The 22,542-nt window shown below is 41.4% G+C and carries 29 protein-coding genes; 20 read left to right on the top strand and 9 right to left on the bottom strand.

Annotated elements, in window-relative coordinates:
- The first annotated feature begins 150 nt into the window (after window positions 1-150).
- On the top strand, window positions 151-693 hold the full coding sequence (locus VJ09_RS00320) for a terminase large subunit (RefSeq protein ID WP_230199064.1): 543 nt from the start codon (window positions 151-153) through the stop codon (window positions 691-693).
- 18 nt (window positions 694-711) lie between these two features.
- Window positions 712-957, top strand: a complete 246-nt coding sequence (locus VJ09_RS00315; protein WP_044639745.1) for a hypothetical protein — start codon at window positions 712-714, stop codon at window positions 955-957.
- Window positions 958-1,218: 261 nt separating this feature from the next.
- On the opposite strand, the gene VJ09_RS00310 is transcribed toward VJ09_RS00315, so the two are convergent.
- From VJ09_RS00310 to VJ09_RS00295, 4 genes are all read right to left on the bottom strand, one after another.
- Window positions 1,219-1,614 carry a GIY-YIG nuclease family protein gene (locus VJ09_RS00310; RefSeq protein ID WP_044639744.1) on the bottom strand — a complete coding sequence of 132 codons (396 nt, stop codon included), beginning with the start codon at window positions 1,612-1,614 and terminating at the stop codon, window positions 1,219-1,221.
- 12 nt (window positions 1,615-1,626) lie between these two features.
- Window positions 1,627-2,220: a recombinase family protein gene (locus tag VJ09_RS00305; RefSeq protein WP_044639743.1), complete on the bottom strand. Its 594-nt coding sequence runs from the start codon at window positions 2,218-2,220 to the stop codon at window positions 1,627-1,629.
- A gap of 163 nt (window positions 2,221-2,383) precedes the next feature.
- Entirely contained in the window at window positions 2,384-2,623 is a 240-nt protein-coding gene (locus VJ09_RS00300) for a hypothetical protein (RefSeq protein WP_044639742.1), read from the bottom strand.
- A 65-nt stretch (window positions 2,624-2,688) separates the two neighbouring features.
- Window positions 2,689-2,913: a hypothetical protein gene (locus VJ09_RS00295; protein ID WP_147635395.1), complete on the bottom strand. Its 225-nt coding sequence runs from the start codon at window positions 2,911-2,913 to the stop codon at window positions 2,689-2,691.
- 77 nt (window positions 2,914-2,990) lie between these two features.
- Between VJ09_RS00295 and VJ09_RS00290 the strand changes: the two genes are divergently transcribed.
- The 18 genes from VJ09_RS00290 to VJ09_RS00210 all read left to right on the top strand — a co-directional run bounded on the left by VJ09_RS00290 (window position 2,991) and on the right by VJ09_RS00210 (window position 17,567).
- Window positions 2,991-4,400, top strand: a complete 1,410-nt coding sequence (locus VJ09_RS00290) for a phage portal protein (protein ID WP_044639755.1) — start codon at window positions 2,991-2,993, stop codon at window positions 4,398-4,400.
- Entirely contained in the window at window positions 4,342-5,151 is an 810-nt protein-coding gene (locus VJ09_RS17370; protein WP_052807141.1) for a phage minor head protein, read from the top strand. The genes VJ09_RS00290 and VJ09_RS17370 overlap by 59 nt, the downstream gene beginning before the upstream one ends.
- Before the next feature lie 76 nt (window positions 5,152-5,227).
- Window positions 5,228-5,866, top strand: a complete 639-nt coding sequence (locus VJ09_RS00280; RefSeq protein ID WP_044639740.1) for a DUF4355 domain-containing protein — start codon at window positions 5,228-5,230, stop codon at window positions 5,864-5,866.
- A gap of 13 nt (window positions 5,867-5,879) precedes the next feature.
- Window positions 5,880-6,833: a major capsid protein gene (locus VJ09_RS00275; RefSeq protein WP_044639739.1), complete on the top strand. Its 954-nt coding sequence runs from the start codon at window positions 5,880-5,882 to the stop codon at window positions 6,831-6,833.
- Window positions 6,834-6,876: 43 nt separating this feature from the next.
- Window positions 6,877-7,110, top strand: coding sequence for a Rho termination factor N-terminal domain-containing protein (locus tag VJ09_RS00270; RefSeq protein WP_052807140.1), 234 nt, complete (start codon window positions 6,877-6,879; stop codon window positions 7,108-7,110).
- Window positions 7,107-7,418, top strand: coding sequence for a phage head-tail connector protein (locus VJ09_RS00265; RefSeq protein ID WP_044639738.1), 312 nt, complete (start codon window positions 7,107-7,109; stop codon window positions 7,416-7,418). The genes VJ09_RS00270 and VJ09_RS00265 overlap by 4 nt, the downstream gene beginning before the upstream one ends.
- Window positions 7,419-7,430: 12 nt before the next feature.
- Window positions 7,431-7,865: an HK97 gp10 family phage protein gene (locus VJ09_RS00260; protein WP_044639737.1), complete on the top strand. Its 435-nt coding sequence runs from the start codon at window positions 7,431-7,433 to the stop codon at window positions 7,863-7,865.
- Window positions 7,862-8,317: a hypothetical protein gene (locus VJ09_RS00255; protein ID WP_044639736.1), complete on the top strand. Its 456-nt coding sequence runs from the start codon at window positions 7,862-7,864 to the stop codon at window positions 8,315-8,317. Before VJ09_RS00260 ends, VJ09_RS00255 begins: the two co-directional genes overlap by 4 nt.
- 11 nt (window positions 8,318-8,328) lie before the next feature.
- The gene (locus tag VJ09_RS00250) at window positions 8,329-9,270 is read left to right on the top strand and encodes a phage tail tube protein (protein WP_044639735.1); all 942 of its coding nucleotides are present in this window, start codon (window positions 8,329-8,331) and stop codon (window positions 9,268-9,270) included.
- Window positions 9,271-9,281: 11 nt separating this feature from the next.
- Window positions 9,282-9,686 (top strand): hypothetical protein, encoded by a 405-nt coding sequence (locus tag VJ09_RS00245; RefSeq protein WP_044639734.1) that lies wholly within the window; start codon window positions 9,282-9,284, stop codon window positions 9,684-9,686.
- Window positions 9,687-9,850: 164 nt separating this feature from the next.
- Entirely contained in the window at window positions 9,851-11,863 is a 2,013-nt protein-coding gene (locus VJ09_RS00240; RefSeq protein WP_044639733.1) for a phage tail tape measure protein, read from the top strand.
- Entirely contained in the window at window positions 11,853-13,301 is a 1,449-nt protein-coding gene (locus VJ09_RS00235) for a distal tail protein Dit (RefSeq protein WP_044639732.1), read from the top strand. Before VJ09_RS00240 ends, VJ09_RS00235 begins: the two co-directional genes overlap by 11 nt.
- Window positions 13,301-15,805, top strand: coding sequence for a phage tail spike protein (locus VJ09_RS00230; protein ID WP_044639731.1), 2,505 nt, complete (start codon window positions 13,301-13,303; stop codon window positions 15,803-15,805). The genes VJ09_RS00235 and VJ09_RS00230 overlap by 1 nt, the downstream gene beginning before the upstream one ends.
- A gap of 12 nt (window positions 15,806-15,817) precedes the next feature.
- On the top strand, window positions 15,818-16,111 hold the full coding sequence (locus VJ09_RS00225; RefSeq protein WP_044639730.1) for a hypothetical protein: 294 nt from the start codon (window positions 15,818-15,820) through the stop codon (window positions 16,109-16,111).
- Between the two features lie 18 nt (window positions 16,112-16,129).
- The gene (locus VJ09_RS17855) at window positions 16,130-16,282 is read left to right on the top strand and encodes an XkdX family protein (protein ID WP_082050322.1); all 153 of its coding nucleotides are present in this window, start codon (window positions 16,130-16,132) and stop codon (window positions 16,280-16,282) included.
- A 47-nt stretch (window positions 16,283-16,329) separates the two neighbouring features.
- The gene (locus VJ09_RS00220; protein ID WP_044639729.1) at window positions 16,330-16,605 is read left to right on the top strand and encodes a hypothetical protein; all 276 of its coding nucleotides are present in this window, start codon (window positions 16,330-16,332) and stop codon (window positions 16,603-16,605) included.
- A 12-nt stretch (window positions 16,606-16,617) separates the two neighbouring features.
- A complete protein-coding gene (locus tag VJ09_RS00215; RefSeq protein WP_044639728.1) occupies window positions 16,618-16,839 on the top strand; it encodes a phage holin in 222 nt (73 codons plus the stop codon).
- Window positions 16,839-17,567 carry an N-acetylmuramoyl-L-alanine amidase gene (locus VJ09_RS00210; RefSeq protein WP_044639727.1) on the top strand — a complete coding sequence of 243 codons (729 nt, stop codon included), beginning with the start codon at window positions 16,839-16,841 and terminating at the stop codon, window positions 17,565-17,567. The genes VJ09_RS00215 and VJ09_RS00210 overlap by 1 nt, the downstream gene beginning before the upstream one ends.
- Window positions 17,568-17,571: 4 nt before the next feature.
- On the opposite strand, the gene VJ09_RS00205 is transcribed toward VJ09_RS00210, so the two are convergent.
- From VJ09_RS00205 to VJ09_RS18215, 5 genes are all read right to left on the bottom strand, one after another.
- Entirely contained in the window at window positions 17,572-18,369 is a 798-nt protein-coding gene (locus VJ09_RS00205; protein WP_044639726.1) for a replication-relaxation family protein, read from the bottom strand.
- A 482-nt stretch (window positions 18,370-18,851) separates the two neighbouring features.
- Complete coding sequence (locus VJ09_RS00200) at window positions 18,852-21,398, bottom strand: type IV secretory system conjugative DNA transfer family protein (protein WP_044639725.1); 2,547 nt, start codon at window positions 21,396-21,398, stop codon at window positions 18,852-18,854.
- 57 nt (window positions 21,399-21,455) lie between these two features.
- Window positions 21,456-21,866, bottom strand: a complete 411-nt coding sequence (locus tag VJ09_RS00195) for a coiled-coil domain-containing protein (protein WP_044639724.1) — start codon at window positions 21,864-21,866, stop codon at window positions 21,456-21,458.
- A gap of 83 nt (window positions 21,867-21,949) precedes the next feature.
- Window positions 21,950-22,135 carry a hypothetical protein gene (locus tag VJ09_RS00190; RefSeq protein ID WP_044639723.1) on the bottom strand — a complete coding sequence of 62 codons (186 nt, stop codon included), beginning with the start codon at window positions 22,133-22,135 and terminating at the stop codon, window positions 21,950-21,952.
- Between the two features lie 222 nt (window positions 22,136-22,357).
- On the bottom strand, window positions 22,358-22,495 hold the full coding sequence (locus VJ09_RS18215; RefSeq protein WP_154662330.1) for a hypothetical protein: 138 nt from the start codon (window positions 22,493-22,495) through the stop codon (window positions 22,358-22,360).
- Window positions 22,496-22,542 lie beyond the last annotated feature (47 nt).

Raw genomic sequence — 22,542 nt, 5'->3', positions numbered from 1 at the left:
TCAAGCGAACTCGAAACGGGGAGCATCTAGGCTCTCTTTTTTCTTGCCTAGATGAAGATATAGTCTGATCTATATGGAAACATATAGAGGGTATGCGGAAGCGGTATACCTGCAACATTTAAAGTAGGCGATTGGGGAGAGCTTGGTGGTGTGATTCTCAAGAATTACCGAGTGCATGAATTTGATACATCCTTTGAGCGATTCGATACGATGCTATATGGGCAAGACTTTGGATTCAACCACGCCAACGCTATTCTGACAGTAGGTTTTAAAGATGGTGAACTTTATATCTGTCATGAGATATACGTGCACGAGATGGACACTGGAGAGATCATAGAACTAGCAGAGCGGAAACAATTAGATAAAAGGCTGACCATGTATTGCGATTCTGCCGAGCCTGACAGGATCAAGATGTGGAGAAAAGCCGGATATAAGGCAAGACCTGTTGTAAAGAATCCTGGTAGTGTTAATGCTCAGATTGATGTATTAAAGAAGATGACAATTCATATTCACCCTTCTTGCATTAACACCATAAAAGAGATCCAGCAATGGAAATGGAAGAAAGACGAGAAGATGAATATATACCTAGATGAGCCTGTCGAGGTATTTGATGATGCAATGGCAGCACTTAGATATTCAATTGAGCCATTTAGAAAGCCATCCAACAAACTAAAAGCAGTCAACCGACTATAAGGAGGAGGGGATGGTTGGATGATGGAAGAGATCCGAGGGAACCCAATTATACAAAGGGTGATTACCCAACAGATCAAGGGGATCAAAAAGTATGGGGAGACAGTCAATCCCAACAATCTAGATATAGGACAATGGTTGGATCACTTAGCTGAGGAGTTGACTGATGCGCTGATCTACATTGAGTGTGTACGAGAAAAGATACAAAAGGGAGGGGACCACATGCAACCAGTAGCACATGGTGTGACTGAGCCACCGAACACATAAAAAAAGGCCACCGCTGAGGGTGGTTTTCAATATTAGAGAAGGCTTTGCACGATGTTAGACAGTATCTCTGTCATTAGGATCTCGAGTAGTCGCCATATCCATTTCATGTTCAATCTCTCCTTTGTTTGTGGGTCTAATGTCTTAAAGGAGAATTGAAAATGTTTCCCTCGCTGGGTTCATTTTTGTGCATCTCTTCTCCTATGGTTTATAGAGCGCATCAGCAAGGAGAAAAAGGACAAAAAAAGACCACCTCAGGGGTGGTTATTTGTTGGGGTAGAGAGATCTATACAATTCTAAGTAGTCAGGATGAATATAGCTTTCATAGTTGCTTTCGTATTGGATTTGTCTACGATTGCAAGCTGGTTGTAGTGTGTAAATAAGATATTCTTCATAAATAGTTCTTAAGGTTTTGTTTGGCTCAAAAAAGCCTTTAACCTCATAGAAGTTATGTTTTACAAAAAACAGAGGGTTGTATACTGGCTTATTAACATTAAGATGTTCTTTGATTCTGTTATGAATATTAGAGCTTTTCCCGACGTAAAGAAGAGTGCCTTTCCTATCGTAGAAACGATATATACCAGGCTTATTTCTTTTGATCCATAGATGATCATGAATGCTATAAGAAAAGTCGTCTTCGGGAATATCAATTTTAAACAATTGGATTACTCCTCAACATGATTGTGTACCCTTTTCTAGTTCGCGATATAGGGCAGATCGGCTAACTTGGGTTATCTCACATATTTCTTTGATAGACATCCCGTTTTGTTCTCGTTCTTTGGCTAGTTTGACAGCGTAATTCATACCTTTGTGTTTATCATGGTACTTCTTGACTCGTCCCTGATATTTGCCCTGGGCTTTGGCTCTGGCGATCCCTGCACGTTGTCTTTCTAACATGATCTCACGCTCGAATTCAGCAAAGCCAGCGAACATAGTAAGCATGAGTTTACCTGTAGGAGTTGAAACATCTACTTGCATACCACTAAAGTTTAATACAACCATTGCAACTCCTTTTTGGTGCAACGACTCAGCAATATTTCGGGCATCAATTACAGATCGAGCAAAGCGGTCTAACTTGGTGAAAACGATCTTGTCACCTGATTGAACAGTATCAATTAACTTTTTCAGCTCATGCCGATCGTCAATGCTTTTTCCGCTGACCTTCTCCTGATAAATAACATCAACACCATATTTGTTTAGCTCATCTACCTGTAAATTAATATCTTGATGGTCAGTAGACACACGAGCATAACCATAAACGGTCATTTTCCCACCTCTATTTCGGGATATTTAATTGGGACACTTATAATTCTGATTATATCAGGAAGTCGAAAATGTCTCAATAGAGGACGGTTAAATGGGACAAATTTAACAGAATTTGATTGTGTAAAACTCATCAAAACAAAAAAAGATCACATAAAGTGACCTTTTATTTTTTATGTCTTAGATATGCAGCTTCATCGATAGCGACATATGCTAATCGATCCATTAATTGATCAATTAACGTGTTTTCTTCTTCTTTCCTTTTTTGAATGCTTTCACTGGCACTGGAAGATTCAAGGTGGTCGTCGACTTTTTTCATGAATTCAATCTCTTCTTTATTGCTGTGTTTTTTATTAAATAAGCAACTAATTAATACACGTTGTTCTTCTTTTGTTAATTTTCTCATATGTAGTATCCCTCCAGAGAAGATATTAACAGTTTACCTTGCAAAGTTAAGTGGTAAATCATGGGCTAATTATCATCAAACAAACTCAATTGCTGGCCATGATCAAACAAACGCTGAAACTCCTTTTGGGTGAACACTCGGCCACCTAATTGCAAACCGTCAACAGAAACAACCTGATCAAATACTACTTGCACATTCCTTGTCGTGATTGCGTGAATTATCGCGGTTACATTTTCATACGGTGTACCAGTTTTCCCATACCAAATATCATCTACTTGAAACGAAGACATTTCCCCACCGCCTTTCATTGGTGAATTCTCGTCTGAATAGTAGAACCCTTTTAACAGGAGGTGATCCAATGTCACAAATGGATGAAATACTCTACAACTTACGACAGATTGACGGCGAAGTGACCAGCGATATCATCAAAGATTTGATTTCTGGTCATGCAGCAGATCGTGCTCGCATGATAAAACTCTATGAGCGATACAAAGCAAGCTCTGAGGGTGTTCCGATCTTTTCAAGACCGGTACCCGACTATGAAAAGGTCAACAACAAGTTAAATAATGACTTTTTCAGTGAAATAATCGACACCAAGACTGGGTATTTCATGGGAAAACCGATTGTATACAGTGTTGATCAGGAGGCAATAGGAGCAGAACCAGCAGACAAGACCTTGCAGGATTTCTCCATCGTGAACAATATCGAAGATCTGGACAGCGAAACATCTAAGATGGCCGCTATAACTGGTCTGGGTTCTCGGCTCTTATACATAGGGAGTGATGGAGGAGAGCGTGTCATGAATGTTCCTCCTTGGGAGTGCATCTTTGTTTATGATAGGAGCATAAACGAACCCCAATATGCTCTGCGATATTACCCAATAACAGTAAAACAAGGTGACAAGTCAGAGGAACGTATCAGAGTAGAATGGTACGACTCTCAGACTGTCACCTTTTATATTGAGGATCAAGGTGTATTTGTTCTGGATGAATCAGAGCCAAGCAATCCAAAGCCGCATATGTTCGACGGTATCCCGTTGATTGGGTTTCTTAATAACGAGGAGCAGCAGGGGGATGTAGAAAAGGCTCTTTCTCTGATTGATGCCTATGACCGTAGCCTATCCGATGTAAACAGCGAGATTGAGTCATTTCGTTTGGCTTACATGCTATTTTATGGCATGGTTCCAGATGCTGAGACGTTAGAGGCTTGCAAACAAACTGGGGCATTTGGGATTGATAACCCCGAAGGTGCCAAGATCGAATTTCTCACCAAACAGATCAATGACACAGCAATAGAGAACCATCTAAACCGCCTAGAAGATAATATTCTTCGGTTCTCTAAATCGGTCAACTTTAGTGATGAGCAATTTGGGGGCAATATCAGCGGTGTTGCAATGAAGTTTAAGCTATTCGCTTTAGAATCTAAATGCATCACATCAGAGCGCAAGTTTACAGCTGCACTCAGACAACAATTCAAGTTGCTGGTTAGTGCTTGGAATAAGAAAGGATTATCAATTGATTACAAAGATATTTGGTTCCAGTTCAAACGGAATTTCCCATTGAATCTCCTAGATGAAGCACAAACATCAGCGACTTTAAAAGGTCTTGTAAGCGAAGAAACACGTTTATCATTACTCTCTTTTGTCGATGATATTGCGTTTGAAAAGGAGATGATGGAACGAGAAGCGATTGAATTAGATGCTTTAGGAGGGTTAGAAGATGAGTCTAGAGGAGGAACAGATACAAGCCGAACAAGAAGCGGAAACGAACCTGAATGAATTGATCCTGCTTCTATTGCTCGCTTATAGCCTTTCGTTGAAACGTAGTCGGTCAATATTGGCTCAATTGTATGGGCAGTATGGCGAAAAGACATCAAATGAACTGATGAAGTATAACCGGTTGAAAAACCTAACACAAACTATCGCAAAAGATATGAATGAGGCTCACAAGAAGAACCAAAAAGAATTGAAAGACGGTCTATTTGACATCTACAACCAGATATATCAAAAGACCGCGAGTAGCTTGAATATAAGCGAAATCAAGATGAGTAAAGCTGATATAAATCAAATCCTTCAAAAACAGATCGAGAATCTTACACTAGATCAACGGTTAGAGCGAATGAGGAAAAGATCTATCTCAGAGATCCAGAAGCAAATTTCCAAAGGGATTAAATCGAGGGATACCTTTGAACAAATATCGAACCGTTTAAAGAAAACAATTGACCAAGACGCTAGAAAGATACGGTCTATTGCTCGAATAGAAGCCCATCGATTACTAAATCAAGCTCGTATGGATGTAGCTATGCAAGCAAATCAGCAAGGCCTCAATCTCACAAAAATCTGGGATGGGATATTGGATAGCAGGATCAGACCAGCACATAAAAAGCTACACAAAACAGAAATTCCACTACATGCAAACTTTATTAGTGTAAATGGTGGGATTGGTCTTGCTCCTGGTATGATGAACAACCCCACTGATGACATTAATTGCAGGTGTTCTATACGTTTAGGGGTAGTCTTACCTATCTAGTCTATAGAAAATAAGGTTACAAAAACAAATTTGCACTTATAGGCGAGTACTCTAAGGGCAAAACGGAGGATGAAAAATGGATTTCGAACAAGTAAAAGCATATTTAGAATCAAATCGAGATTCAACAGAGGTGCAAAACCTACTATCCGGAATGGTGAAAATCACCTTAGATGATGTCAAACGACTGGCCGCCCAAGACGAGGCCGTTTCTAAGTGGATCCAAAGCGAGAAGGATAGTCATTTCAGCAAAGGGTTAGCTACTTGGAAAGAAAAAACCATGCCGGAATTGATTGACCAAGAAATAAAACAACGTTATCCAGAAAAAACGCCTGAACAATTGGAGTTAGATACTCTAAGACGAGAGGTCGAGCAGATGAGACGGGATAAAGAGCGTGAAAGCCTACGCCTTGTGGCAAAGGATTACGCTTTGGAGAAAAAACTTCCCGCGAACCTGGTCGATTTTTTTGTAGGAGAAAACGAAGAGGGAACCAAGTCGAATCTAGAATCATTCGAAAAAGCGTGGAGTGAAGCGGTCAAAGGCGCAGTAGGAGAAACATTCAAACAACACAGTCGAGAGCCACATAAAAGTACTTCTACTGGCACACAAACATCCAACCCTTGGAAGAAAGAAACGTTCAATTTAACCAAGCAAGCACAACTGTTAAAAGAAAACCCTGAGCTGGCAAAAACGCTACAAGCTCAAGCAAAAAACTAGAGGAGTGTTATAAATGGCAGTAACCCGTATAGCGGACGTAATCGTCCCATCAGTTTTTAATCCTTATGTAATCCAAAGAACCGCTGAACTATCCGCACTTGTTCAAAGCGGAATCATTGTTCCAGATCCTTCCCTAGACAGTTTAGCAGCATCTGGCGGTAAGCTCGTCAATATGCCTTTCTGGAATGATCTAACTGGTTCTGATGAGGTTCTTTCTGATAGTGGTGCTTTGACTCCTGAGAAAATCACTGCTGCACAAGATGTTGCTGTACTCTTAATGCGTGGTAAAGCGTGGAGCACTAATGATTTAGCAAAGGCTCTATCTGGTGATGATCCAATGGGAGCGATTGGGGATCTAGTGGCTTCCTATTGGGCTCGTATGCGCCAAAAAACTTTGCTCTCTATTCTAAAAGGAGTATTTGCTTCTGCATCTATGGCTGGAAACGTTCACGATGTATCTGCTGCAGTGGATGGCTCCGAGAAAATCAGCGGTTCTGGTTTTATTGATGCAGTAACAAAGCTAGGTGATGCCGCTGATCGTTTAACGGCTGTTGCTATGCATTCTAGTGTGTATGCTGCTCTTCAAAAACAAAACCTGATCCAGTTTATTCCTAACTCTCAAGGGGTAGTTGAATTCCCTCGTTACATGAATAAACGTGTGATTGTAGATGATGGTTGCCCTGTTGCTGCTGATGTTTATACTACTTACTTGTTTGGTCAAGGCGCTATTGGTCAAGGAAACGGTTCTGCACCTGTTCCAACCGAGACGGATCGTGACAGCCTAGCCGGCGATGATATCCTTATCAATCGTCAACACTTTCTATTACATCCACGCGGCGTAAAGTTCAACAATGCCGCTGTTGCTGGATCTTCTCCAACTAACGCAGAATTGGAGAATGCGACTAACTGGACCCGTGTCTATGAAAACAAAAACATTCGTATTGTGAAATTTGTCCATAAAATCTAATGGGAGAGCTTCGGTTCTCCTTTTCCTATAAAGGGGTGATAGTATGAGTGCAACAGCTTTCCAACGGAGACGGCGAGAATTAGCTGCACTAAAGGCGGCTGAGGAGAAAAAGTATGATGATCCAGTAGCAAAAACGGAAAACACCAAGATAGAGAATCTCACCTCATTAAAAGTAGCGGAGCTGAGAGAACTAGCCAAAGAAAAAGGCGTAACCGGTACTAGCAAGATGAACCAAGAGGATTTAATCCAAGCAATTTTGGAGGCAGAAGAGACGTGACATTAGAGGAAGTCAAAACACTTCTCCATATCCTAAATGATAAGAATGACGCGTATTTGACAGCAATTATTCCTATGGTTGAAGATTTTGTAAAAAGTTATTGCAATCAGCAATTCCAAAACGAGCTAGGCGAAACGGTTTTTCCTGGAGCAGTAAAATTAGTAATTGCTCAACTTTGTCGCTACCATATGAAAGATGGACAGATTCAGTTTGATATGACTAGAAACAATACTATTACGAATACAGAGCAGTATCCTTTGGAAATGTTGAAAACGCTAAATCTGTACCGAAAACCACGCTTTATTTAGGAGGATGAGTTGATGAGGATAGATGTCAATGTCACTCATGATCTCCCTGAACTTTCCGCCAAAGTTACCGATGCGGTAGAATACGCCGTTAAACTAACAGCAGACGATGCAAAGAAAAACCTTTGGATAAACTCCCCTATTGATACCGGAAGGTTATCTCTATCTTGGAGACAAAACCGAATATCTCAACTACGGTACATGGTTTACACGAAAGTAAAATATGCCAAGTGGGTAAATGACGGTACGGGTATATATGGGCCGACAGGAAGACCTATTACCCCTAAACGTGCTAAGTATTTACGTTTTGAAATTAATGGTCAAGTGATATATGCAAAGTCAGTCCGTGGACAAAAGGGGCAAAAATACGTTGAAAAGTCTGTAACTCAAACAGAACAACGTAAATCTAGTTTCGTATCACAAGCATTATCAAGGGCGGGGCTAATATGAGTTACCAAATTGACTCAAGAAATCTAGCAGCCATTCGCAAAGAGATCAAAGATAACATCATATCTAAATTAGAAGAGACGAAACCAGAAACTGGGGTCGTCTCTATTGTTTATGGGGATCGGACAGACATCGGAAACATTAATATGATGCCAGTCGTTTGGATTCTCCCTAGCTCTCACCAACCAGAATTACGAGGCGGTCACACAGCAACACATGATTTTCTCTTTGATTTTATTTGTATGGTTCATGATTTAGATAGCGAAATCGGCAGAGAAACAGCCGAAGACATAACAGCAAAAGTGTATGATGTGATCTCATTGGATCGTACTCTGAACGGTAAAGTTTTTGATGTTAGACCGTTGAACTTTGATCCATCTTTCGAAGCGGCGGCAAATAGCTCTGTTTATTGGGCTTCTTGTCAGTTTGCTTTCCGTATTCAAAGACGAGAATAGGAGGTTTTAACATGGCTATATCAAGATATTTTGCATTTGCAGAAGAAACCACTTTTGGTACGGCTGCCACTGCTGCAGAAACAATTGATCCAGAGAGTGTAGAAATAGATCCTAGTGGCGATCAAGCTCTCATATACGAGGGGGTTAGCCGACTAGATCGAGTGGTTGCACCAGCCCCATATATGTCTGAAGGATCTTTTACTACTCCTTTTGATATAGAGGCATTCCCTTGGTTCTTGAAGTGGGCATTAGGTGGTTATGAGGTAACAGGTACTTCGCCTAGCTTCACCCATCGATTCTTTCCAGAACAATCTGCACTCATGAAATCATTCACAGCAAGAGCCGGAAAGGATGTATTTGAGCATGTTTTCACTGGATGTGTAGTAGAAAACATTTCGCTCGAGCTAGATGATGGCTTCTTATTGGCTAGTGTTGATCTATTAGGAGGGAAAGACTCCAAATCCTCTCTTCAAGCTACCCCTACTTTTACACAAGGGGAGATTTACGCACCTCATCAAGTAACGGCCACCATTAACGGTGTGGATGAATCAGCTAATATCGAGAGTTTTTCTATTACGATTGAAACGGGCGCAGATAATGAGGCAGGTCTAACAATAGGCAATCGCTTTCCTCGTCGTGCCTATCGTGGGGCATTCATGGTAGAGATCGAACTAGGGCTTTCTTTTTTCTCAACCACCCAATTAGAGAAGTTTTGGGGAACTGCAACAGGCCCTACAACCACCACACTCCAAGAATTTGAAATGACCATCCATGTAGGGGATAACATCGACATCCTGATCCCAAGGGCAGTCTATACCTCGATGGAACAACCACTTGGAGGAAGGGATCGCATCGAACAAACTGCAACATTACGTGGTTTAGTCAAAGCAGATGGAACGGGACCAATTGAGTTTTCTATCACGAATGATAAGGCAAGCTATAACGTAGCGTAGGAGGTAAACACATGGCAAAACTATCAGCCGCTCTACTCGCTGGGAAACAGCATCGAGAAATAGTAGAGCTAGTACTAGATGGAGAAACATTCGAGGTAGAGATCCGCCCACTTACTCACATAGAAAAAGCGGAGATTCAAGCCTTGGAGTCATCTTCTATTAAGGTAAACACGAAGAATATAGGAACATCTGGAAAGATGTCCTCCCAAGCTCTAGAAATGAACACGGGGGAAGTATTAAAAGACCAAGCGCGTGCACTTTTGCGAACAGTGGCACTTGGCACAATCGATGAGGAATGGACAGAGGAAAACATCGATCAATTATGGAGATCTGAATGGATTCAACAAGTAGGAAACCGAATTAGTGCAATTTCTGGAATTGAGAGGGCAGATCTAGACTCCTTTCGCCAAGAGTAACGAGGCACAAGAGTTTTATTTCTTTGTTCGATTTCTTCGAATGGATCCAAGCGAGTATTTTCAGCTAACAGAGCTACAAAAACAAGTTTTGATCTATCACTGGAACGAAGAACAAAAACGTCAAGAGAAGGAAATGAAGAAAGCAAATAAGAGGAGGTGAACTGTTGGCTAATACCGTTGAATTGATTATTAATGGTATTGATCGTGCCAGTTCGGTATTCAAAAAAGTGGCGGCATCAGCTGAAAAAGCCATGAATGAAGTAAAAGGTACGATTCAGAATGTAAATAAACAACTCGATAAACTAAACAATTCCAAAGTTATTGTTACAGTAAAAGCAAATACTGGCAAAGCCATTACTCAATTACGCGCTGTCCGAGAACAAATGGATGATTTAGCTAGACGTGGACGGGAAGTAGGCGAAGGGATGGTAGATTTCGCCGAGAATGTCACCCAAGGGCTAACGGTTCCCCTTGCTCTGGTTGGTGGTTTGGCGTTTAAAGCGGCAGCTGATAGTGGTCATATGATGGCGATTTTATCTGCTCGATTAGGTGGGGTTAGATCCGAAATTGAAAAGGTAGCTCCTATTGCGCAGCGTGTATTTCGTGATGGATTAGGTAAAGACGTGGAAGAGGTCGCCAGTGTAGTAGGAGTAGCACGACAGAAATTCAAACAACTAAGTGATATACAACTTGACTCACTAGTTACAAATGTTCTTGCCATATCCAAGGCTCTTGGTGTAGATGCTATGGATTCTTTAGAGCAAGTAATCGAGATCATGAACAAATATAAACTGTCTTCTACCCAAGCATTGGATTTAGTGGCAGCTGGATATAAAGCCACTGATCTTGAAGGAAAGAAGTTATCTAAGACCTTAACGGAAGTAAAAGGGCGGGCTGATGCTGTCCGAAATGCAATTATGAGTTCCCCCTACACACAATTAATATCTCAATGGCGGCAGTTACAAGAAGCGTTGGTGCCCATTGGATCCAAACTGTTGGAATTAGCTAATCAATACCTTCCTATGGTAATTGAGAAAGTACAACAGTTTGGGCAATGGTTCGCTAGTCTCAGTGGTTCTACCCAAACACTACTGATCGCCCTAACTGCTCTAGTTGCTATCTTGCCATTGGTAGCCATGTTTATAGGATCAATAATGCTGGTAGTGAATGGGCTTATTCCTGTTTTTACTTTTCTAGGAACTACAGCAGGACTAATCACATTAGGGATCTTGGCATTAGTAGCAGCATGTCTTTATTTTTGGGAAACATCCACAGCATTCCGTGAAGCGATTACCAGTGTAGCACTCGCATTTTGGGATCTACTTGTGGCTATTGGACAATTCTTGGTGAAGGTCTATGAAGTGGTAACCAACGGTTTCACTATCCTAAAAAATAACACCATTGCCATTTGGGACAACATTAAAGTTGCTATCTCTGGGGTACTTAATATCCTGTTAGGTTTGTTTAGAACCTTTTCCTCTTTATTGCGTGGTGACTGGCAAGGGGTTTGGAATGGCATTAAAACCATAACAAAAGGTGCTATTCAACTAGTTAAAGGGGTTATTATGGCCGGTCTAAACGCTGCATTAGTTATTGTAGTTGGGATTCTGATGGCAATGGATAACGTGATCAAATCGGTTTGGAATGGGATAAAATCAGCTACGTTGAGTGCCTGGAACGCTATTAAATCTCTAATTTCCAATGCTATATCTAGTGCATTAAGTGCAGTCAAAGGATATGCTAGTAGCTTTTTATCTGCTGGGAAAGGATTATTAAATGCGCTTGTTTCTGGTATCAAGTCGGGGATTTCCAACGCGATAGCTGCTGTAAAAAATGGGATGGCACAGATCAGATCCTATTTGCCATTCTCACCGGCTAAGGAAGGACCTTTATCTGATCTAGACAAATCTGGTGAATCATTCTTCCCAACGTTTGCCTCTCGTATGGATAAAGGACTACGGCCAGCATTACGAACCGTCAGTTCTGGAATGGGAGAAACGAGAGAATTACTAAATACGCCAAAGATCCCAACGACAATGGGAAGTGGTTCCGTCGTCCAAAATTTCTATATTCAAGCTACTATCCGAGAAGAGGCAGACATTGTCAAGCTAGCAGAAAACCTAAAACGACTACAGAATATCGAACAAAGGGCAGGAGGGATGCAATTTGGCTATTAAATTCAACGAAATTGATGTACCTGCTTTTGTTCTGGTCAATGATTTGAAAGTATCCATCTTGCCCACGATCAGACCAGATTTACTCAAAATTAAAGGGCGTTCTGGATCATACGATTTTGGCTTTAACATTGAGGAACGCATGATTGAAATAGATGTCACTATAGAGGCGGCTACTCGCTTAGAGCTACGCCAACATATCCGAGAACTAGCCCAATGGCTCTACTACGATGATGCGAAACCACTAGTAATCTTAGACGAACCTGATAAATACTATCTAGCCAAAGTAAGTGGAGATACTGATCTATCCGAGATGATCACAATCGGACAGGGAAGTATCTCTTTTGTATGTTCGGATCCTTTTTTGTATGGCGAAGAAAAGGTGGTTCCATTCTCTCCAGTTGATACAGAACCCGTAACAGTATCCAATACAGGAGGGATGGAGGCATTTCCTAAGTTCGAATTCACTTTCGATGCTGCCGTACCTAACTTTTCTATAATCGCAGATGATCAGCGAATGGATTTTGGTACACCTGCAAAGGTAGGAGAAACCGATCCAGTACCCGCTCGAAATCTTCTCTTTCGGGAAGATGGATCTAGCACCGCAAACTTTACAAGCGGTCTTGGGGTAGATAATGGGACGATCGCTGGACAACTGGTTTCAAATGGATCCGTTATCTACCAAGAAAATCATGACTTTGGCGATCCAGTTGCAAATCCTGGTTGGCACGGTGGGGCGCTTGTTCGTTCCTTTGGAAAACTCGTCAGTGATTTTACGATTGAGTCTCAATTAACATTGAACTCATTCAATCCTGATCAAGTGGGCAGGATTGAAATCTATCTCTTAGATGCAAATAACACCCGTGTAGGCTGTGTAGCTTTATGCGATTTCAATTTGGGTCTAGAGTCTCCCCATATCCAAGTACGAGCTGGAGAATATTTTTCTGGAACATACTTTGTAAATACTGACTTTGCACCTGGTCGTTGGCGTGATTTCGATGGAAAGATTACCTTTCAACGTAAAGATCAGTGGTGGTATTTTAGCATTGTACGCGGGACAAATGGTGTCTATTATGATCGCTGGTCCACCCAGTGGTATGACAAAGACTATTTATATATGGATGATATAGCAGCCATCCAAATCCATGTGGGAACGTTTGGAGCCTTAAATCCTCCTAGTTACTTGCATTTTGATTGGATTGAAGCCTGGGAAGAAAATTACGTAGATCCTAGTTCAGAAGTTCCCGAGATCTTCATTCCTGGAGACACCCTAACAATCGATTCAGCCACAGGCACCATCGAGAAGAACGGGGAGCCTTTCTTTTCGGAATTGGCACTTTCTAGTTCCTTCATTCGATTGAAAAAAGGAGTAAACAATATACAAATAACACCCGCTGCCATAAGTAACGGCTCCATTACTTACAGAGAAAGGTGGTTGTGATGGTAGATCAAAGGCTCTTTATCTTAGACGAAGGAATGAATTGTGTTGGTCTATTAGATAACAGCCTTCCAAATGTTTGCCCCTTTTGGGACGACATCCACACGGAACAACTAGAAAAAGGCGTTCTGACATTCGAATTTACTATACCAGCCGGACATCCAACAGCCTCCTATATTGTGTCGGAGGCTTTTATTGTGTATCCAAACATGGACTACCGCTTTCAACTTTTTCGAATCAAAGAAGTTGTAGAAACCAACCGTGGTGGAGAGTATGTAAAAAATGTTTTCTGTGAAAATGCAGCCGTTTCCGAGTTACTCGGTTCAATCGTACGTCCTAGGACATTACCTAGTTCTACCATTGAGCAAGCGATGTCAGAAGTATTACAAGGAACTGATTGGTCCTTGGGAATCGTGGAATACGCTGGAACACGAGATTTCGAATTTAAGGATTATATGACAGCTTTGGCAGCCGTTCATGAGATCCTCGCAGCATATGGAGCAGAGATTGAGTTTGAAGTAGAGTTTATTGATTCTCGTATTATCCGAAAGACGATCAACGTGTTACAACAGCGAGGAGAAGAGACGGAGAAAATATTTTCTTACGGGTTGGATCTCATTGGAGTAGAACGGACAGAGGACAGTAGTGAATTAGTAACGGCACTCATCGGAGTTGGGAAAACCGATCCAAACGGTTTTTCTCTTACATTTGAAGACTATTTTCCAAACATTGATGAAGAGACATACGAAAAAACAGATGATTGGGTTGGATCAATAGAAGCTCTTCAACGCTGGAGTCGTACGGGACGGCATATATTTGGAGTGTATAAAGATGATACATCCACAAACGAAGCAGAACTATTTAACAACACACTAGAGCAGCTAAAGAAACAGAGTAAACCAAAACTAACATATAAAGTAGATGTGTTGTTACTAGAAAAACTTACTGGCTATTCTGCTCATCGTGTCCGCTTGGGAGATACAATTGTCGTACGTGATGATACGTTCAAACCATCTCTTGTACTATCTGCTAGGATCATGGAAGTAAAGCGCAGCAAAACAGATCCAACATCAGACAGCGTTGTTTTGGGCGATTTCAATCCCATTAGCATTGTTCCAATCCAGACAATCCAACGATTCCAAAACACGCTACATCAAAGCGAAAATCGTTGGAACATCATTAAGGATTGGGCTGGTGTTGACTATTCTAGTAGTTCTGTTGTGATGAAACAAAAAACGTTTCTCGTGGATGAGAATCAAGAAACTATTGGAGAAATGAATGGGGAAAACAAGCAGATCAGCTTCGATGTTATCCGAGCAGGAACAATCATTTCTCCATCAATTATTGGATACAACGGAACTGACAAAGATCTCTATGTAGACTTTGTTAATGGTAATGATGAAGCACCTGTAAATGACTCGACAACTCCGTGGAGATCTATTTATAAATGTCTTCAAGATATCCAATACAACAATGGAACCATTCGTATCCACTTTTTAAGTGATGGTACTGAAATAGTAAATTTAACAGGAATCGATGGATCTGGATCTGTTGAATTTCTGTTTCAAGGTTATACACTTAACGGTCAATTCAATATAGAAGCCTGTTCTAACACTATAAAGATTTTCGGTGGAGTACTAAACTTTGCTAGTAGTGACAATTTTGCAGTGATCAAAGGGAGTCGCTGTCCTTCTATTACGGTTGAACAGATGAAGATTTTCGGGAGAAATCAAGCAGATGCAGCAATTTCATTTAGTGACTTTACTTATGGTTTAGTGAAGAATACTCACATGCAGGAATGTATAACACACTTGCTAATCGCTCAATATGGAGGCACTGGAGTAGTAGAAAATAACACCGGTCATAGTGCTCCTTTTAGTTATTTTGCGTGGATGGGTGGAACAATTGCAGGTCATGGAACACATCCCAACACCATTATTAAAGGGGACACTGGTGGAGAGATTCGGGGGACCTTTAACCAACCAACTGCTGGAACTGGTGGAACTGCACCACCTGCACCAGATACAATTGCCACCTTTCCAGTATTGCAAGGTCGGAGTTATCGATCTGGCGGTGTAACTGGTTGGCGATCAGAAAAAATGGTGTATCAAGGGCAATGGGGTGATTTTGGATTACATCGGGGATTGTGGCTCTTTGGAAATAATCCAAGTTCAACTGTAACAAACAAGAATATCAAGCGTATCCGGTTTTATTGTACTCGTATGAGCCAAGGCGGAAATAGCGGAGCAGTAACTTTTTACTTCCGATGGCACAGTTATTTAGATTCAAATGGGTTACCTAGTGGAGCACCTACATTGTCCAACGATGTGGTAACATCACCATTCTCATGGGGACAAGGAAAATGGATCGATTTATCCACTCCAGAATTCATAGCAGCTTTTAAAAACGGCACTGCAAAAGGACTTGGACTCTATATAAACAGTTCCTCTAGTGGATATTATGGCTATTTTGATTCACCTGGCACCTTAGAAATAACGTATAACTAAGGAGGGAACGCGTTGAAGATCCTTATCACAGACGATCAACAAGTAGTGGTTGATATAACAGAAAATGTATTAAAACCTGAGCTAGATGGTAATCAAATCACATGGGAAAAAGGAACTATATTTTATCCAGTTGAGAAAGTAGCTATTGTAGATGACACTCTTACTGTTACGTTAGGAGATTTATTCGATCCGACAAACGATAAAAAAGAAGAGTTTCGCAAGATTAACACCAAAGCCGAAATCGAAAGACTCAAAGAAGAAAACCGACAAATGCAAGATACCATTAACTTTTTGTTAGGCATCTAAGGAGGTGAACAAAGCGCAATGGCATCTAGATTATACGGATACTTCCTAATGTGTTGGAAAAATGGCACTGTGACAGAATCTCAGCTACAAACAGCTGTAAGCAAGGGATATATCACTCAATCAGAATATGAAGAGATTACATCTACTCCACAAGAAACAGCCACTGTATAGGGGCTTTTTTTATTGCCTCTAAAGGGGGTGAGAGAGGGGACTAGACGATGAGCGAAGATATACTGCAAAAGTTATTTGATCGCTTAGACAAATTTGATGAGCGCCTTGACTCGATGCAAACAAATCTGGCCCTTATCAAGTCGGAGCTAGACCGAAACAAGGAAGATATGAAAAAAAAAGACTCCGAGATCCAAGATGTGAGAGCAGAAGTAAAGACCTTAGACACTAAAGTATCCAACCGTGTGATGGCTCTTGTTGGATGGTCATTTACATCGATCGTGGCTCTCACGGTTTGGCTGCTACAAGAGTTACTGAAAAAGTAGGAGGGGTATTTAATGAATAGATGGAAGAACGCTGGAATGTGGGTCAGCTTGGTGGCTCTTGTACCATTGGTATTGGAGTTTTTTGGTGTAAAGGTATTGCCTGAACAACTCGAAGCTGGCGAAGAAGCAGTAAAAGCAGTCATTGCTTTACTGGTGGCGTTAGGTATTTTGAGCAATCCAACCACTGAATCTAAAGGATTTATGGACGATAAAGCCAAAGAGGAGGATGTGTGATGGCGATTTTAATTGCGATTGATGATGGGCATGGGCAAGAAACTTCCGGAAAGAGGACTCCTGCAATCTCTGCACTTGGCGGCCGTGTAATCCGTGAGAACGAATTCAACCGCAAAGTGGCAGATCTCCTAGCGATAGCTCTCCAACGTTGTGGATTCCGTACCCTATTTGTCGCTCCTGGTAATGCAGATACACCACTTTCTACAAGGACAGCAACAGCCAACCGTGCAAATGCTGCCGCCTATATCTCTATTCATTACAATGCTGGTGGAGGAGAGGGTGTGGAGACATACCACTATCCTGGTAGCTCCTCTGGTAAAAGGCTGGCGGAGGCGATCCACTGGCACGTTAAGCAAGGGACACCTCAAAAAGACCGTGGCGTAAAATCCGCCAACTTCCAAGTGCTGCGTGAGACTAAAATGCCTGCCGCTTTGGTCGAGTATGGGTTTATGGATGATCCTGGTTTGGACGAAGCTCGCCTGATGATAGATCCAAAGTTCATCTTTGAATCTGCTGAGGAAACAGCGAAAGGTATCTGTGATTACTTCAAGGTGAAATATGTAGAGCCTAAATCTGTAACCCCTCCGCCTCCAGTCACTCCACCAGTAGAAGGGGAATTGTTTGTAGTTCAAGCTGGGGCTTTTAAGGATAAGAAGAACGCCGAGGAGTTAGCGGAGAGACTAAAACAAGCTGGATTTGATGCGATCATCACAACAAAAAAAGCCTAAGCGCTTAAATCGCTTGGCTCCATATAGATCTAGATTGCTCTTTACCTGCTAAAAACTCTGTTTCTTCCCCTTCCACAAAGAAGAACATCTCTGGGAGCTTAGCAGGTAAAGGCTTTTTCTTCTTTCTCTCATAAGACAAAATTGCATCTTGTGCCTTTTTCATCAGTAATTGTTTTCTTGATTCCTTCACTGTTACCCATACAACTGGGAAATACTCACCGATTATGTTAGATAGATTCAAATATTTGTGAAATTTATCCTCTAATTTCCCTCCAGATGTCTTTCCGGTATCAAATTCCCCAAAGTAATGCTGTGAACCCTCAATACATATCGTACAGTCTGGCATCACTGGTGACTTCTCAGGCAACAATTGATAGTACAAATAAGAAAGGGTTTCGCCTGCTGACATCCAATCTTTTACATCATAACCTTTTTCTATCGCACGACAGAGGATGTGATTGGTCCCCATAAAGTGTGACACTTGACCACGTCTAGGCTGTTGACCATCGAATTTTACTGCCGCTTCCTTCAATGCTCTGACATGTTGGATTCCTTTTTCGCCCAAACTATATACATAGGGGCTGTGATACGTTGGCTGCCATGTTAGCAACCATTCATCTTTAGTTTCATTTCCTCTTGCTAGATTACGGATTCGTTGCAAGCCTCCATGGATCTGCATCTCAGTCCATCCAGTCACGGTTTGTAGCTGCCGCCGATCTGTGATCCCAAGCGAGTAAATGACACACATAAGCTGGTCTGTTTTACTCGTATATTGGTCTTCTTCGAGCCATTTTTTGATCATAAAAGACACCCTTTCACCACATTATAAATACATTCTAATTTCGTTATATTTCGATTACTTTTAGATTAATCGTATTTTTCCTAAAAAACTAGCTGGCATATTATATGCCAACATCTCATTAACTACTCAATTCTTCGAACCACCTAGTAATTCTATATTACTTACTTGTCATCTCTCCTCTTCTCTCTTCCTTCTATCTACTCCTTACTACCCAAAAGCGCCCCTTCCCCTCCTTAAAGGTTCCCCTTCCCCAAATCGCCGATTTTTTGCCCTTGTCCAACTTTTTAATTCATCGCTTTACCGTGTTAAAACATCAATCATAATCCTCTAATTCATCCATCCAACCAACAGATTCTGCACAGCTTTCACAAAGGTTACTACCCATTGAGTTATATTCCGCTTCTGAATTACAAAGATCACATGCTTTCATGCTATGTCTCCTCTCATAGGATAGGGGCAGTTTTCCAACCACCCCTCTGTTGTTAATCTGGTAGAGCCAATCCGCCACCACGAACTACTTGTAGCTTGCGTTGCTGTTCGTTCATCATTCTTGCAATGTCTTGATCGACTTCTGAATAGTGACGGCAATCACGTTTTACCAACTCGAAAAATTTCTGTTCTGCTGCATCATAGGCTTTATCTGCTTCTTTGCTTCCTTGCTTGGTGCGTTCTCCTTGCCAAATGAACGCTGGTGGAGGGTAAGCGATATTAGCAGATCCTTCTACAGTTCGTAAAACTCCATGATTATCTGGTAACATCTTGATCTCTTCTGGTTTAAACTCGTTGTTCATTAACTTGATCGATTGCTCCACGCCTTGGTTTTGGCGAAGACTTAGGAAAAATCCATAGTTGGTTTCTAGCGCTTTCTTCACTCGTGGATCTAGCTCGTTGGTGTCTTGCGTGAGTAGCCACAATCCAAGATGGAATTTTCTTGTCTGCTGGACGATCTTAGCCATTGTCTCTATCCGGAATTCCTGTGCCTCATCCAAGATCAAATAATGGTGTTTGCCGTTGTATGGCTTACGTCGAATTGCTGTTTTGAGGTAGTGATTGACGAGCCATCCAGCAGTCAATTTGTACATTTCCGGTGGTGCATCGTTGAAATCTAATAAGACTATTTCGCCTTTTTCAATGATTCGCTCTCCATCAATCACATTGTCATACTGGCAAAAGCTACGTTGCATGATCTGTTGACTGATAAAAGGAAAGATACGAGTGATTAACGCTGATAGGTTCTGATTTTTCCCTTGTTCTTTCGCTTCTTGTACTTCTTGTACAAAATACTCTTTCATTACTGGATTCTGGATATTAGCAATGGCTTTCTCGATATAAACATCATCCCGAAACAATCGTGGAATCTCTGCAATGGTTCGCTTTTCTGAATCCCAGAGAAGTGCGTGAAGTGCTGCTTCTAATAGTTCGCGGCTCTTTGTTAACTCACCAGGGAATGCCTCCGTAATGATTTGAGAGGATTCTTTCACTAACGCATCGATCGTGTCACTTTCGGTTCCTGCTAAGATATTTAGTGGTGTTGGGTGCTCGTTCTTCGGGTTGAAGCTGTAACAACGAACTCGATCCCAGTCTACCTTGATTCCTTTTTCTTCTAAGGCTAAGAGCTTGTTGATGATCAATAAGTTGCTAGACATATGAGGATCACACAAGGTAAATCCTGTTGGCATCGTATCTTTTGCCCATCCCTCCAGCATTCCATCACCAATTGCCCCAATGAAACCACCTTTACCAGCTCCAGTCGCTCCAGGAATCACCCCATGACGGTCTAATGTTGTAAGGTCTAAACGCAGAGGTCGAGATTTATCCCAATCCACTTGCTCATCAGTAGTTTTCAGAAACTCAGGATGATCTACATAGCCGATTTGTAAGCCTTCTTGGAACAGGTGCGCTGCAGGCTTGAGTTTGGGAAGGATCAACTCTATGTGCTCTCTTGCTGGATGCCCAACTGGTGGAACTAGCGTAAATTGTGCAAGCTCTTTATCTGTTAGTTGGAATCTTCTCCAAGGCAATGGACCAACAAAGGTAGGTAGAAATTTGCCCATGTTGCTCTCATGAGTGAAAAGGCTGCGTAGTTCTGGGAACCAACTATACTCATGAAGTTCTAGATAATTCATCCCTTTGGTACGTTGACTAAGCTTGGTTGCAATTCCGCTGATATTTCGTCGAGACCATAAAGAAATCGATACATCAAACGCGCTTCTTCCACGATATCTTTCTGTGATCAGCGCCTCATCCTTGCGATCCTCAGACAATTTGTCTTTCTTCGATCTGATACGTAGGATCATGCTGCGTCCTTCTTCTCTGATCTCTTCTGATGAGCTGGCAGAAAATCGAATATCTAGAATCGTCTCTGGCTCCATTAGGTGGACAATATTTGCAATTTCGTTATTAAACTCAGTGTTTAATCCAAAAGCTGGGTTTTTATTGCCCAACATCATATGTCCAACCTTCCCAACACCTTGTTGATAAAAGGGAATCTCTAGATTTTCAATATGCTGGAGCACTGCACCAGGATAGGCCAACTTCATCTCCTCTTGAATGCTAGATACTAATTTCCTTGGAACTATCAGATAAAAGCTGATCTTTCCGTCTTTATCTTTCACAATTCGCCAAGAAAACCAACGGCGAAGGGTAAACATGTTGTTTTTATACATTCCTAGGCTTTCGATAAACCGCCAGACCTTACTAGGGTCAATTTCCTCTGACAGCGAAGGAGACACTTGGATCGCCTCTAGTTCCGGCTCTAGAATGAATTTCACCAATCGGGTGGTACCATATCCAACAGCAGCGCAAGCACCAAGTGCAATCCCTGCTTGGGTAAAATCAATGACCGCATTCCCAACATTAACGGTGGCTGTCTCTACTTCCTTTTGGAAAATAGACCACTTATCCAGCCACTGCCAACCACCTTTTGCAAGCCCATAAGCTCCACCAATCAAAACGATAGGACCAGCGATTTTTCCAATTGTTTCGAAACTCTCGCCGCCTTTTTCGTTATCCCATCCAGATCCAAACATGTGATTACCTCCTTTTTATTTAAAAAAGGAAAGGGACTCTCACCCTTTCCCTTTAATTTATAAGTATCTCAATTCTGATTTCTTTTTTTCCAGCTCACGTTCTTCGTCTCTAAGATCCCGTTTGATACTATCGATCAAATTCTTTTGTTTCCTAATAACCTTTTCTAACCGCTCGATCTCCGATTCACAAACATTCTTGAGTGTACGATCCGCTGTTATCGAAATCCTACCCCACTTTGTATTTTTGCGCTTCCAATCCGCCAAGTCATCTTCATTACTTTTTAAATCATCTTCGTAAGTCTCCAGGTGCATTTCTTCTTTTCTAATACGATCTTTAGAATGTTCAATATCATTTTTCAGATCACGAATCTCATCTTTTAATTTATCCCGCTTTCTTTCTCGCTCTCGTTGTTCCCTATCATTACTAGTATCGGTGTTGGAACTACTACCAAAGAAATCAAAAAACATATTATTTTCCTCCTATATCAGCTAGCTCATCAGTGGATGGAGCTGATCCCATCCAGATGCCCGACGAATCGGGCGTTTCGCATTTATAGATAACTATTGATTTTAGAGATCTCTGAGGTTATTTCTGCTAACTCTTTCTGATATTCGCGAACATCTTCTGGGGCATTTTGTTCTAACCATGAAATATATCTTTCGGTTGATTTCAGATCCTGATTCCATGCGTTCAACTCGTTTTGCAATTCCTCTTTTGTCATGGAGCTATATCCCATTACAATCAACTCCTTTAAACTCGTCTTATGATTTTTCCAAACACCCATACAAGACCCAGAATCAAAAGGGCAGGGTGGATATTGTCTAAGAAATACATAACGTTGCTTAATCCGTTCTCTCCGAAGAAAACGTTTTTTGTGGCTAATAACATTGGTGTCGCTCCTTTTTAATGGTAAAATGCTTGTGTATACCTGCTTTATCTGTTGCACCTTTCTGGTTGGTCAGAACCGGAAGGTGCTTTTATCATTGTCGCTGTTATCTTCATCTTTGTTGTCTCGATATTTGTCTTTCCAATCGTCTGGCTCCATCTCGATCAAATCTTTGATTGCTTTGTGTTCCCCAAAATCAAACAGACTCATCTATTTCACCTCCTACTAGGAAGACCTCATCTGTAACTTCCCAAGAT

This window comes from Risungbinella massiliensis (genome assembly GCF_000942395.1).
GTDB lineage: Bacteria > Bacillota > Bacilli > Thermoactinomycetales > Thermoactinomycetaceae > Risungbinella > Risungbinella massiliensis.
Note: the sequence above shows the minus strand (reverse complement) of the source record. Positions and strands in the feature narration are given on the sequence as shown.

Excerpts from the sequence above, each read along its gene's own strand:
- VJ09_RS00315 (WP_044639745.1), top strand. The coding sequence starts at position 712 with ATGATGGAAGAGATCCGAGGGAACCCAATTATACAAAGGGTGATTACC.
- VJ09_RS00305 (WP_044639743.1), bottom strand. The coding sequence starts at position 2,220 with ATGACCGTTTATGGTTATGCTCGTGTGTCTACTGACCATCAAGATATT.
- VJ09_RS00300 (WP_044639742.1), bottom strand. The coding sequence starts at position 2,623 with ATGAGAAAATTAACAAAAGAAGAACAACGTGTATTAATTAGTTGCTTA.
- VJ09_RS00295 (WP_147635395.1), bottom strand. The coding sequence starts at position 2,913 with ATGTCTTCGTTTCAAGTAGATGATATTTGGTATGGGAAAACTGGTACA.
- VJ09_RS00290 (WP_044639755.1), top strand. The coding sequence starts at position 2,991 with ATGGATGAAATACTCTACAACTTACGACAGATTGACGGCGAAGTGACC.
- VJ09_RS17370 (WP_052807141.1), top strand. The coding sequence starts at position 4,342 with ATGAGTCTAGAGGAGGAACAGATACAAGCCGAACAAGAAGCGGAAACG.
- VJ09_RS00280 (WP_044639740.1), top strand. The coding sequence starts at position 5,228 with ATGGATTTCGAACAAGTAAAAGCATATTTAGAATCAAATCGAGATTCA.
- VJ09_RS00275 (WP_044639739.1), top strand. The coding sequence starts at position 5,880 with ATGGCAGTAACCCGTATAGCGGACGTAATCGTCCCATCAGTTTTTAAT.
- VJ09_RS00270 (WP_052807140.1), top strand. The coding sequence starts at position 6,877 with ATGAGTGCAACAGCTTTCCAACGGAGACGGCGAGAATTAGCTGCACTA.
- VJ09_RS00260 (WP_044639737.1), top strand. The coding sequence starts at position 7,431 with ATGAGGATAGATGTCAATGTCACTCATGATCTCCCTGAACTTTCCGCC.
- VJ09_RS00255 (WP_044639736.1), top strand. The coding sequence starts at position 7,862 with ATGAGTTACCAAATTGACTCAAGAAATCTAGCAGCCATTCGCAAAGAG.
- VJ09_RS00250 (WP_044639735.1), top strand. The coding sequence starts at position 8,329 with ATGGCTATATCAAGATATTTTGCATTTGCAGAAGAAACCACTTTTGGT.
- VJ09_RS00245 (WP_044639734.1), top strand. The coding sequence starts at position 9,282 with ATGGCAAAACTATCAGCCGCTCTACTCGCTGGGAAACAGCATCGAGAA.
- VJ09_RS00230 (WP_044639731.1), top strand. The coding sequence starts at position 13,301 with ATGGTAGATCAAAGGCTCTTTATCTTAGACGAAGGAATGAATTGTGTT.
- VJ09_RS17855 (WP_082050322.1), top strand. The coding sequence starts at position 16,130 with ATGGCATCTAGATTATACGGATACTTCCTAATGTGTTGGAAAAATGGC.
- VJ09_RS00220 (WP_044639729.1), top strand. The coding sequence starts at position 16,330 with ATGAGCGAAGATATACTGCAAAAGTTATTTGATCGCTTAGACAAATTT.
- VJ09_RS00215 (WP_044639728.1), top strand. The coding sequence starts at position 16,618 with ATGAATAGATGGAAGAACGCTGGAATGTGGGTCAGCTTGGTGGCTCTT.
- VJ09_RS00210 (WP_044639727.1), top strand. The coding sequence starts at position 16,839 with ATGGCGATTTTAATTGCGATTGATGATGGGCATGGGCAAGAAACTTCC.
- VJ09_RS00205 (WP_044639726.1), bottom strand. The coding sequence starts at position 18,369 with ATGATCAAAAAATGGCTCGAAGAAGACCAATATACGAGTAAAACAGAC.
- VJ09_RS00200 (WP_044639725.1), bottom strand. The coding sequence starts at position 21,398 with ATGTTTGGATCTGGATGGGATAACGAAAAAGGCGGCGAGAGTTTCGAA.
- VJ09_RS00195 (WP_044639724.1), bottom strand. The coding sequence starts at position 21,866 with ATGTTTTTTGATTTCTTTGGTAGTAGTTCCAACACCGATACTAGTAAT.
- VJ09_RS00190 (WP_044639723.1), bottom strand. The coding sequence starts at position 22,135 with ATGGGATATAGCTCCATGACAAAAGAGGAATTGCAAAACGAGTTGAAC.
- VJ09_RS18215 (WP_154662330.1), bottom strand. The coding sequence starts at position 22,495 with ATGAGTCTGTTTGATTTTGGGGAACACAAAGCAATCAAAGATTTGATC.